This window comes from Clostridium sp. KNHs214 (genome assembly GCF_000744935.1).
Lineage (GTDB): Bacteria > Bacillota > Clostridia > Clostridiales > Clostridiaceae > Haloimpatiens.
Map to the genome: position 1 here is coordinate 207,341 of NZ_JQMW01000011.1, position 13,484 is coordinate 220,824.

Below are 13,484 nucleotides of genomic sequence, written 5' to 3' on the forward strand. Positions count from 1 at the left end.
AAATATATTTCAAAATTTTCAAATATGTATTGATATTATGTAATTTTAACTATAAAATATAATATATTGATATTATGTATAATAATGGAGGTAAACATGAATAGAAAAAAGCTAAAAGCTATTATAGCTTTAACATTGAGCCTGTGTTATTCCAATGTAACATTTGCTAAACCTGTTAAAGCTTTTTCAAATGTCATTTATAAGGCACATTCTCCTAGAGATATGTATGAAAACTTTATTAAAGACAAACTTAACTTACAAACTATTGACTTTACTGCTGCTGAGAATAGCTCAACTAATCTAGATGCAGCCAGTGCTCTTATGCAAAATAATAAGGAAAATATTAAATTATTTCTTGGGGAAAATGAGAAAGGTATCTTTGTAAGCCCTACTATAAATTCTGACAAACAAGAATTCTCAATACCCACAAAATCCTTTTTCAAGGAAAAGTCACTGGTTATTGCTCCTGCTGAAAATATAGAAACTTTAAACTTATTTTTAAGTACTGGACAATCTGTAAACTACTCAAATTTAAACAAAAACTCTTTTTATAAATTATTAAATTTAGATTCTAATACTCAGCTTAATTATGCTTTAATAAAATACAAAAATGATACAAATATATATAAGCAAGTGTTTTCCTTTATAAAGGACGAGAAAGAACCTTCCATTACTGATATAAAAAAAGAGTACAGAGTAGAAAATTCCAAGCCAATAGTTCGTATTTCTTGGAAAGAATCAGATACTAATTTATTTGATGAAATCAGTTATAAAAAAGTTTATTTTAACAATGATCTACTAGATGTTACAAAATCTAATTTAAAAAATTCGTATTATTGTGATATTCCAATACAAAATTTACCATCCAAAAATATCTTTCATATACTAACTTGTGATTCAACTTATCAAACAGGGGATATGCAAGGTGAATTTTTAGCATTGCCTCACATGGACTACAGTGATAAAACCTTAATTAAGGATGATATTATAGATGGAAAATATACAATTAAATTTCCTTTTAACTCTAATGTAAAAAACGTTGCCGTTAAGTGTAACGAAGATAATTTCACTTTAGACAGTAATAATACCACAGCCAATATCTTAATACCTGAGGCTGGAACTTATGAAGTAACTTTTAAAGTAACATTAATTTCTAATGAAAGTTACACTTTTACTAAAAACTATATTTATGATGATAAACCATTGACTTTGGATAATACAACATATAAATCAAAAATATATAAAACCTTTGACCACACTGTAGACACTGATTCTATTATTAATAAAAAAATAAAGAATGGGGATACAATTTATTATGATGGAACAACCATTGACAAAGGAAAAAATGTATTTCCTATAAATGTTTCTGGAAATAAGGATTTAAAAGACTTATCTATAACAGTTAATGATCAGTCTGTTTTAGATAAGTCTACAAATTTTACTCAAGACTTAGCTTTAAATGCTGGCAGTAATTTAATTTTTATAACAGCTAGGGATAAATCTGGCTATACTGCAAAACTATATTTCACTGTAGAGGTTGCGACAGAAAATTATAATTTTAATATAGATGCTGATCGGGGCAGTGTGAACAAATTAGATGAATCTAACTATGAAATTAATTCTAATAAAAAATTAAATTTAAAAGCAAAGTTAACTGATTATCCTGAGGATTTAGTTAAAGAAAATCTCTATATAGAAGCTTTAGATATTAATAAAAAAGCTTTGCAATTAGATTACAGCATTGACCAAAATGAACTTATTATAAATGATGTATCATCCAATTGTTCTAGTATTTCAATTAAATACTTAGATAAATTCAATAGAGTTATAAATTCAAATATATCAATAAATATAGACGTTGTTAATCCTATTATAAACTCTGAAATTTCCAGTACTGAATTTTTAAATCTTTCTGGACTTGATAAATTAAAAATAGATGTTTGGGATGATAGTTTATTTATACCTAGAAGAATTAATTTAACCTCTGACTTTTCTAGTAACGTGAAAAACAGCTTCTGCTATGAAATATTAGACAAAAATTCTAATGCTGTGGCTTTAACTTTGCCTAGGGATGCAGTTAAAATAAATATACTATCTAGAAAGCTATCCATTGATTTTAGCAGCTCTGTAAAGGCTTTAAATCTTCCTGATGGAGAATACACTTTAAAATGCAAGTATATTGATAACGTATATAATTCCTCCGATGAATATTTAAGAAAAATAGTAGTAGACAATACTACACCTGTTATAAAATCTGATTTTTCTACTACTTTGTTTAAAGATTCAATATCAATTAAAAAGGATGGAAGTTCATTATTATTCAATGATAAAAAAGTAATTTCAGTTGAAGACAATAACTTCCATAGTTTAGACTACAGGATATATAAAATGGATGACAATTCAAAACTAGAAATTTCTGACTCCACACTTAACACCAGTGGAGATTATGTAATTTCTGTTTACTGTAGAGATAAAGCTGGAAATGAATGTACATTAAATGAAGCTAAATTTTCACTGGACTGTGATGCTCCATCAATTGATGCTTCTGAAAATGACTCTAATGCCTTTAATCATAGATATTATTATAAAAATGGTGTTTTTACATTGAAATTTGATGATAATTATATGGATTTTAGTAAATCAATATATTCAAGTATAGATACAGATAAAACTAATTCCATTTATGTATCACTAACGGACACTGAAAACCCCCATATTAATTTATTTGATTCTGATAAATCCATTGAAGCTGACCCTAAACAATTAAAATTTAACATTGATGAGTTAAACCTTAAGGATGATGAATACAAACTTTGTGTTAAGGTAATTGATAAAGTTGGCCACATTACAATTAAAGATTATACCCTTGTAGTAGATAAAACCCAACCTAAAATTACAACAAATGAGCAGGACTTCAAAGATAAAGCTAGCATTGGAAATCTAAATTATTATTTATTTGATAAAGCAGTTACTATAAATACAACTACTTCTAAACCACTAAATCCTAATAAGAAAAATACCTATAACATTTCAATTGACGAAAAAAACTTTAAAAAAGGTAATATTACCATATGTAAGCTAAAGCCAAATTCAGAATCAGAAGAAGTCGAAAACATCAATTTAGATGCTATATCTGTTAATAGCTACTCTAAAACTCTTACAGAGGGAATGTATACTATTAACTATCACTTTGAAGACCTGGTTGGAAATAAAACAGAACAATCAATAACCTTAGCTGTAGTATCTACTCCAAAAATAAATTTTGGTTATTTAGATAAGGACGGTACTTTTATATATTTGAAAGATGTGAAATACACTAAAAATGATTTTTCTCCTGTTATTAAGGTGGAAGGCTTATTAAATGGTAATTTAAAGAAGTGTAATATAACTAGAACCTACTTAGATGATTCTAATAATATACAAACAGAAGAATTTAATGAAAGTGATTTTACTGTCACTAACCATGTTAATGAATATGGTGAGTGTTACTACAAATTAGGCAGTAATGTGGATAACGCATTTAAATTTATAAATCTTGATGATGGAGAAATAAATTATAACTTTACTTTTTCCAGTTTCTTTGGTGAAGATGTAATTTTACACAATAAAATATTCTTGGAAAAAAATTTACCAGCTGTCAGTGCAACCTTAAATGACTTGCCTACAGAAAATCAAGTTAACTATATTAACACTACTCCTGAATTTAAAATTAATGTGAGCAAAAATTATTCCTCATTAAAGGAGAATACTCCATCATTTATTATGAAAAAATTAAATGCTGACAACAGTGAGATTGACGTTTCCGATAAATTTGAAATTATAAAATCTAATAGTACTGATTATTGTTCTGAATTTGAAATTAAGTTAAAACCCGGCACTATATTTAATGAAAATGGCGTTTATATGGTTTCTTACAAAGTAAATACCAATGCCCAAAATAGTATAAATAAAAGTTTTAATTTTTCATACGATACAAATTCGCCATCTTACAGCATTAAAGCTGTAAATAACGGTACTGAAACTAATTTCAATATGGATTCTGTGGGTAACTGCTTTAATAAAGATTCAAATACCTCTTTAAAGATAGAATTTAATGATAACTCATTTAAATTTAATCAATCATTAGCTGACGTTAGCAAACTTACAAATAGTATTATTGTGAAAAAATCTGATTCAAATAAAACTATTTTTGAAAGCGGCAACTTTAATTCAAATAGTAGGATTATAAATTCTAATATATTTACTGAGGGCTGTTACCAGATTATTATTAAATCTACTGATGCTGCAAACAACATTTTTACTAAAAATATAAAATACTATTTAGATCATACAAAACCTAGTATAGAATTTAAAAATTCACCTATTTTAACCAAAGAAACAACTCATTACTTCAAAGATAATTTTAAACCAAATTTTGTTATAACGGATGCCACCCCTCTAGATACTATAACTATTAATTATAGTGTAAATGGAATACATTATAGCTCTTCTGCTGATAAATTTAATGAGAATTTATTAGATACATTAAACTCTTTAAAGAAAAATATTTCTAATAAAAATCAATGCAAATTTCACTTGATTATTAATGGTACTGATAAAGCTGGAAATACAATTTTTGAAAATAATGAAGAATTTAAATGCAAATTAGTTTTAGATTCAACTGCACCTAAAACCACTGTATCTGTTAATGGCACTGATATTACCAGCAATAAACACAAAATTTTTGATGCCATACCAAATAATATTAAACTTATAGTAAATGATAGCAATTTAAACATTGATGATATAAAAAATGATTTTAAAGTAAGATACCTTGAAACTATTTCAAATGACCCACAAAAGGATGTACTTTCCTCCCCTGCTATGGACATAAAATTTCATTACGATGATATCATGAAAGGGTATGTGGCTGATATTCCTTACTCTGGCAATGGATATTACTATATAGAAACTTCCGCAAAAGATTATAGTGAAAACGCTGAAGGATTAGTACGCACATTTTTCACTATAGATACTACTAATGTGAATGTAAATCTTGAAAGTAATGATGGTTCTTTCAATTTAAATAAAAAGTACTATAATAATTCCATGAATTTTTCACTAAATGTAGCTGGTCACTACTCTGGTTTTGAAAAATGCCAATATAGCTTAATTAGAGATGGAGTTGATGTAACAAAAGATTTCTTAACTGCAAGCTTTAGTGGTGTAAATAAAGGAGGATATATATCTTTTAGCTTACCTAAAAACAAAACTTTAGAAGGAAATTACACATTTAAATACTCCATAATTGGTAAGGTTGGTGGAAAAAAAGAGAATGTTGTGAATTTTATTGTAGACAAAACAGCTCCTAGCTTATCCCATTTTAATTTAAACATGGGGGATGGTAAAGTTGTAAATAATATATTCTACACCAATGCACCTAGCGCAAATATTAAGTTCAATGCCTATGACAAATACACTGAAGTTGGTGATTTAATAAAAACCGTTTCTATAAATGGTTCAAATTACAAACTAAGTGATACATCTGTTCCAAATAACTATATTTCTGCAGATGGAAAATACACTGTATCCTTTAGTTTAACTGACAATGCTGGAAATACATCTTCCTATAGTTATAGTATTGTAATTGATAGAGTTTCTCCAAAACTTAAGGTTGATGGTTTTAATGGAACTACCTCTCCAGAAGATCAAGAATTTTATATTAACAGAAACATCACTCCACAAATTTCTGTAACTGACACCAATGGTGAAGATGTATCCGCTAGAAATATAACTTTAGATAATTCAACCTATAGTAGTTCAACAATTTCAAGTAACGGCAAGCATACTTATAAGGTTAGAGTTAAAGATTATGCGGGAAATTTCTCTGAATTTGAAAAGACCTTCATTTTAGATACGGTGTTCCCTGTTATATCAACCAGTGACGTTATAAATAATAAATACTATAACAAAAATGTTTTACCTAAATTCACTGTTGATGACCCAAATGCTAAATTATATGCTTATTTAAATGGTTCTAGCTATAATGGTGCATATATTAAAAATGATGGTATCTATGAATTAGTTATTAAAGCTACTGATAGAGCTTTAAATACAACTGAAATTAAAATACCATTTACTATAGATAAAATAGCTCCTATTATTTCAATAAAAGGCGTTTTAGAAAATCAAGTTAATGGCGGTTCTGTTACACCATTAATCACAGCCAATGAGACACAAGCGTTGATTACTTCTTTATTAAATGGAGAAGAATATTTAGGCTTTACTATAACAGATAGCGGTAAATATACTCTAATAGTCCGTGCTATTGATTTAGCCGGCAATGCTGCCCAAAAAGTTATTAGCTTTATTGTAGACTCCACGTTACCACAAATAACTGTGAAAGGTTTAGAAAATGGTAAAGTATATACTGGACCAATAACCCCTAAAATTTTTGCTTCTAAAAATGCTAAGCTAAAAATATTCTTAAATGGCAAGCCTTATGATGGAAGTAAAATTTCTGAGGTTGGAGAGTATGAACTTAAAATAATTGCCACCGATAAAGTTTCTAATACGAGTGAAGCAATTTATAAATTCTCAATAACCAATGATGCTGCCCAAGTAAGTTCATCCAGTGTGGGCAAAACTAGTACTAAAGCAAATTTAAAAAATAAATCTAAAAATAATAAAGCTAACAATAATTTCTTTAGTAAAAACGTATTACCTATAACTGCTACAGCTATTGTAGGAGTTATTATAGCCATCCTAGCCTCTATAAATATTAAAAAAAAGAAAAAAGAAAATAAAAAACCTGAACAATAAAAAATACTAAAAAACACAATATAAGACCACATGGAGCAAAGTGTATTTCACTTTACTCCATGTGGTCTCTTGTTTCTATTACACTATTAGTCCATGTGTGGTACTCACTAATAATATCCGTAGTGATAACCTCTAGAATTTTTTTCTTTAAATTTATTTAAAACTACACCTAAAATATTTGCATTTACTTTTTTCAGTGATTCTTTTGCCTTTATGGCCATAGCTTTTTCTGTCTCTCCAGAGGCAACTACTAAAATCACTCCATCAGTTATAGTTGAGAGTATCTGTGCGTCAGTAACTGCCATTACTGGTGGACTATCAATTATCACCATATCAAATTGCTGAGAAACTCTCTGTAAAAAATCCCTTAATTTATTTGAAGAAAGCATTTCTGATGGGTTTGGAGGTATAATCCCTGCTGTCATTATAAATAATTTATTTCTATAAATTTTAATAGCTTGTTCAAAGTTAACTTCCCCTAAAAGGAAATTGGTTATACCTACCTGATTGGATATATTAAATTTTTTATGCAAACTAGGTCTTCTCAAATCACAATCTAGTAAAAGTACTGACTTTCCTGTTTCTGATATAGAAAGAGCTAAATTAGCTGCAGTGGTAGATTTCCCCTCTTTTGGTCCTGAACTTGTCACCAGAAGCCTTCTCACTTCTTTATCGAAAGATGCATACTGTATATTAGTTCTTAAAGTTCTAAAAGCTTCTGCTGGTACTGATTTAGGCTCTTTTTCTATAATAAGCATATATCTTTCCCCCTAACCCTTATTTGTATTTTGGTACTATGCCCCCCATAAAATTTATTGAAAATACTTGTCTAAAGTGTAATGTTATGTATCCATTTATTTTATTTATCTTATTGCAATATATTTCCTATATTTTTTAAATTTAGATTCAAATTTATCATAATATTAAATAGCACTATTTTATAATACTTAAATATTTAAAGTTTTTTGGATAATATAAATACAATAATGTATAATAGTTTAAACCCTTTCCCGCACCTTTATCAGTTCATTACTAATAGTACAATATATACTTTCATTTGTAAACAGCATGGTTTTATGTAATATTATGTTAATATTTTTTATTTTTAAATTAAATTTTATAATAATAGTTTTATTTTCATTAACTTTCCTATGGCTTTTTATATTTATACATATTTCTTAATGTATATTTAAAATCTACTATACTCTACATGCTTTATCATAAACACTATATTAATTTTCGACATAGATTTCTTATGACTCTTACCCTTTTTAATTAAATATTTTTTTACCTATATATATATAAAGTTGTGCTAAGTGAGTTCACACACATACTTAACTTCATTTTCATAACAAACCTAAAAACGTAAAAAAGACCACATAGAAAAGTAGAATATACTTTAATCTATGTGGTCTTTTTATACCATTTTATCCAAACCCTCTAACTTATTTCATATAACAGTTACTCTAGTGTTTCTAATTATATGTGTAGATTCTTTAATAATGTAGTTAAATTTAATATTAAATCTTGTAAATTCTTTCTTACAAAGGATCCCAATATAATTAATATTATAAATACTACTATAGTACTTATGATTGGAACTACATAAACTGCTACATCTCCACTTTGTAGTAAGTAGTTTCTAATAAGTAAAGTTAAAATTGATATAGTAATTGCTATTCCTACTATTAGTACAAAAATGCCAATAGTATTATTAATATACGAAACTAGAACTGATAATATTTCCATAAAAATAAATGGAAATACAGATATTATACTTATTTTATAAATATTAAAACTATCTACTTTCTCCTTATTAATTAAATTATAAATTAAGAACAAACTTATAAATAATATTATAATAGCTGTAATAATTAATATGCAATTTTGAAAAAATATTTTACCGTAAGGCACATCCATTACATTTTTTATACTCATTATATGCTGCTGTAATTCTCTCATTTCATCAGGAGACATTTCAGGCATATTTTTGCCAAACAAAATGCTTGTAGATCTAATTTTATCTATAATTGTATAAATTAAACCGCTCAATTGTGACACTATCTGGTTGGATTTCCATATACCTAAAAGACCCTGTAGAACTATAGCTACAATAGTAACTATCATTGCTGAATCCTTTTGGCCTTCATCTATAAATTTACAAGCAGTAGTAAAAGGTCTTGAAATCAATTTAGCCACATAATCCAACGCTCCATATTTGAGAAATTTAGGAGAAGTATTTACATTATCCTCATTTACTCTTTTCCCACATGCAGTACAAAACACATCATCTTCATTTAAGTTATTCCCACAGTATTTACATACATTCATAAGTTGGCCTCCTCTATTATGTATTTATATTCATGTTTATTATATTATTTTGCACTTCTTATGTTCTTTAAGATTTCAATGTTGCTTTTCTCAAAATCATTGAAATCACTTTCTTTAACATCACTTTTTACTCCCACATACCAAGTTTTATTTGAAAAATAATTTACCCATTCCTCATCACTAAATTTATAACCATGTTTAGCATAAATCTCATTTATTAATAATTGAATTTGATGTTTATTTAGCTTTGAAAAGTCTCCCTCAGCTAAATAGGTTTCGCTTAAAGCAGAACAAATATATTCATTATCTCTACACTTAAAATTGTATAAATTTGAAGACGCATTTGAAGATTCCTCTGTTAGTACACTTTCTTCATTCTTTTCTTCTTTTTGAGCTTTACTATCTTTACTCTTCATAGTTTTATCATCTTTACTCTTATCACTCTTTGCAGAATCATCATTTTTACTTTCTACTTTATTACTAGTCTTATCCTCATTTTGAGTTATACTTTCAGTAGGTTTAGAATCATTAGGCTTGTTTGGCTTAGAAAAATATATGTATGATCCAGCAAAAACTGCTATAGCCGCTAAAATTGTTCCAATTATTATAAAAATATTATTTTTTCTACGACTAGATCTAATATTTTCTTCCTCTAAATCATCATTTTTCTGTGGCGATACAACCTTTGTTTGCTCCTTATAATCATTTCTTTCCCCAGAGGCAATATTGACTGGTGACATATTTACTTGAGTTACATCCCCTGATTCTTCTATAAAACCACCTTTATTATTCTTACTTTGCTTGTTTTGTGAAAAACTAAAGCTTTGTCCACATTTTCTACAAAACTTACATCCATCTTTATTTTCACTTCCACACTTAGGGCAAAACACCTCGTAACACTCCTCTTCTATTTTATTCAATTTAATATGACAGTAACCTACTTTTTTTAATTTTACCAAGTAATATTATAGCATATTTTGTACAAAAATGTATGTAAAGTTGCATATTCCTACAAGTTACAGCTATATTTCTCTAGTTTCTATTAAGAATTGTTTTTTTTATTCGAAGTATTTATTACAACATAAAATAGGGGTGATATTATGGATAATAGTATTTTACTAGAATCTGGTACTGGTGAATTAGAAATACTAGAGTTTATCATAAATGATAAGCACTATGCTATAAATATCATAAAGGTTAGGGAAGTAATAGACATAGATAATTTAACGAAACTTCCTCAATCACATGAAGCTATAGCTGGATTAATACTATGCAGAGAGGAAATACTAACTTTAATAGATTTAAAATATATTGTGGACGGTAGGAAACAGGAATTTAATAAATCTAAAATAATAGTATGTGAATTTAATAAAATAAAAGTGGCTTTTAATCTAGACAAAATTGTGGGAATTCATAGAATCAAATGGGACCAAATAGTGAGACCAGATGATTTATCCTCCAATTCATTAGTTACAGGAAATATAATATTCGAAGATAAAATAATACTTCTTTTAGATTTCGAAAAAATAGTTACTGACATAAATCCTAGCACAGGCATCAGTGAAGAAAAATTAGTTGATGTAGACTATAAAGATATGTCACATGTTAAAGTAGCATTAGCTGATGACTCTCCATTAATAAGAAAATTATTACATGACACATTAACCAAGGCAGGGTTCACAAATTTAAAATTCTTCAATAACGGAAAAGAAACTTACGATTATCTAATGGAACTTTCAGATAAAAAGAAAGATAAATTTATAGAAGATGTGCAGATACTTATAACAGATATTGAGATGCCCCAAATGGATGGTCATACACTTACTAGAAAAATTAAAGAAGATCCTATTTTAAGAGAGCTTCCAGTTGTAATATTCTCCTCTTTGATTACAGATAATTTAAAACACAAAGGAGAATCTGTAGGTGCTAATGCTCAATTAAGTAAACCTGAAATTGGTGACTTAATAGATGTAGTAATGAAACTTATGCAATAAAATGAACTTTCCCTCCACTTGCTTACACTGAAGTGGGGGCTTCTTAGTTAAAATATAAAAGGCCACATAGCTAAAGTATATTTTACTTTAACTATATGGCTTTCACTTTTACTTTTCAGCGCCAAGTGATTTTTTTTCAGTTACTAATTTATTATTAAATTTACTATTCCTTTTTTTAGAAACAAATGTATCATTAAAGAAATTACTTTTTTGTCCAAATCCATCTTCTACTTTTTCTAATCCATCGTTTTCAATCAGTGTGTTCTTATTAGAAAATAAATTAGTTCCAAGTCCTAACTTATCTCCTTTAATTTCTACACCCATACTTGATAAAATAGTTGGAAACATATCAAAATTAGAAAACTTCCTATTTTTCACTCTATCCGTTGTAACAGCTGAATTAAGTAATAAATTAAAAACTGTTCTATGATATGATTTATCAAAATCCTTAAAAAACTTCTTATCCATACTTAAATGATCTCCAGTAACTACAATAGTAGTATCTTTATAAAATGGCTGCTTTTGAATCCATTTTATAAATTTAACTGCTTCTTTTGTGGAATAAGCAATAGCATTTGCATATTGTGAATCATATTTTTTAGCTGCATTTTTAGATAAATATCCATCTGGGAAATGAGTGTCCGCTGTTTCCATAGTAAAATTAAATGGCTTTCCTGTATTAGATAAGCGTGTTATTTCGTCTTTGGCATATTTATATAATTTGTCGTCTTCAAATCCCCACCATACTTTATAATCCTCTGGTATAAGTTTTTTCTTTTTTGCTGCTTTATAATCAAAAATATTAAAATTACCATGAGTAGTAAAGTAAGTAGTCAATCCACCAAAATCCGCATCTGCACCAAACATTATTGTTTGCTCATAACCTTGCGCATCTAAAATATCTCCAATACCCACAGCACCTGGTAAAAAAGTCCCTGATTTACCATAAGCGTTTCTTTGCATAGGAATTTTAAGTGGAAGTCCCATATCCATATTTATCATAGATGCAACTGACCAGCTAGAACCATAAGTTTGATATGGACCACCAAATTTATCAGAATGAGAAAAGTGAATTCCTTCTTTTGATAGTTCCGTTAGCTCCGGCATCAAATTTTCCTCCATATATCCGCCTAACTCCTTAGAAAGATATGAGTTTTCTATAGATTCTAAGTATATATGTATTAAGTTTCTCTTTTTAGCTGGAAAAGCCATAGGAACTGAACGCGGGTCTGAATAATTATCTTTAATGTAATTTGAATCAGAAACATATGCCTTATACACTTCCTGTAAGCGTAATTTTTTTACACTATATGATGCTCCTCCAACAAAAGAAACAATTGAAATTACAAAGGATATAATTTTTACTCCTTTACGACTTAATATTTTTCTATGGGTTTCCCCTTTCCTCAATAAAATCTCATAATGACCACATATAAATATTGAAAATACAACTATACAAATTATACTACAAAGTACTGGTGACATGATTATTTCTTTAATCATGTTAGAGCTCGTCCCTTTAATTGGTGAATTAAAATTAAACAAAAACTGTTCTGGAGTTATTTCACCGAAGAAATTAATAAACCATGTTGAAAAGAATATGCACAGCATACCTATTGCAAAAAATAAAACTAATAGTACTTTATTAAGCACACTTTTCCAATTACTTCTACATTTCCATGGTACAAAAACAATTTTTGAGCTTCTAATACCTTTTATTAACAAGTATACTATTCCACATAACAATGTAAATGCTATATATTTAATAGAAAATGCACCTGTATATGTAGAAGATTTAAGTACATAGGATTTTCTAAGTAAAAATTTTAATATGCTTAATGATATTACATTAAATATCACAACACATGTTAATATCTTCTTTACAACAGATAAAACACCCGTATTCTTTTCAAAGAAAAAATAATCCATAAGACCTATTAAAATTCCTGTAATTAAATAACTTAATGTCTGCATAATTCCTCCTGAAAAATTTTAATTATATTTTTTAATAAAAATCCCCTATTTTAAATATATGCTGCAGTTCCCCATACTACTCACTTTTAAAATTTTATCATAAAATCTATAATGAAAAAGTAACAAACAAATAACATCATGTAGGAAAAGCTCAAATAAGTTGCTAGAACTGCCAATATTTATTACAAATTTAAACTAAATATACTACATCTTTACAAAATATATTTTTTGTAATACAATATAAAATATGGTAGTTAACTAATTGCAATATTGTCATTAGCTATTTTATTATCCATAAACTAAAAATTTAAAATATATGATTAGCAACCACGAAGGTTGATACTGTAATCGTAATTACAGCTTTCAATTTTTGTGGTTTTTTAT

Annotated in this window: 6 protein-coding genes; 2 read left to right on the forward strand and 4 right to left on the reverse strand. The window is 27.7% G+C overall.

What is annotated here, in order from left to right; translation table 11 throughout:
- The first annotated feature begins 96 nt into the window (after positions 1 to 96).
- Positions 97 to 6,801: an Ig-like domain repeat protein gene (locus tag CC89_RS09685; RefSeq protein ID WP_035291668.1), complete on the forward strand. Its 6,705-nt coding sequence runs from the start codon at positions 97 to 99 to the stop codon at positions 6,799 to 6,801.
- Between the two features lie 107 nt (positions 6,802 to 6,908).
- On the opposite strand, the gene CC89_RS09690 is transcribed toward CC89_RS09685, so the two are convergent.
- The 3 genes from CC89_RS09690 to CC89_RS09700 all read right to left on the reverse strand — a co-directional run bounded on the left by CC89_RS09690 (position 6,909) and on the right by CC89_RS09700 (position 10,052).
- Positions 6,909 to 7,559: a CpsD/CapB family tyrosine-protein kinase gene (locus CC89_RS09690; RefSeq protein WP_035291670.1), complete on the reverse strand. Its 651-nt coding sequence runs from the start codon at positions 7,557 to 7,559 to the stop codon at positions 6,909 to 6,911.
- Positions 7,560 to 8,280: 721 nt separating this feature from the next.
- On the reverse strand, positions 8,281 to 9,132 hold the full coding sequence (locus CC89_RS09695) for a zinc ribbon domain-containing protein (protein ID WP_035291672.1): 852 nt from the start codon (positions 9,130 to 9,132) through the stop codon (positions 8,281 to 8,283).
- Positions 9,133 to 9,176: 44 nt separating this feature from the next.
- Positions 9,177 to 10,052, reverse strand: a complete 876-nt coding sequence (locus tag CC89_RS09700; RefSeq protein WP_185750730.1) for a YARHG domain-containing protein — start codon at positions 10,050 to 10,052, stop codon at positions 9,177 to 9,179.
- A 180-nt stretch (positions 10,053 to 10,232) separates the two neighbouring features.
- Here CC89_RS09700 and CC89_RS09705 point away from each other — a divergent pair, with 180 nt between their 5' ends.
- On the forward strand, positions 10,233 to 11,126 hold the full coding sequence (locus tag CC89_RS09705; protein ID WP_035291676.1) for a chemotaxis protein: 894 nt from the start codon (positions 10,233 to 10,235) through the stop codon (positions 11,124 to 11,126).
- A gap of 108 nt (positions 11,127 to 11,234) precedes the next feature.
- Here the strand turns inward: CC89_RS09705 and CC89_RS09710 are convergent, their stop codons facing one another.
- On the reverse strand, positions 11,235 to 13,100 hold the full coding sequence (locus CC89_RS09710) for an LTA synthase family protein (RefSeq protein ID WP_035291678.1): 1,866 nt from the start codon (positions 13,098 to 13,100) through the stop codon (positions 11,235 to 11,237).
- Positions 13,101 to 13,484 lie beyond the last annotated feature (384 nt).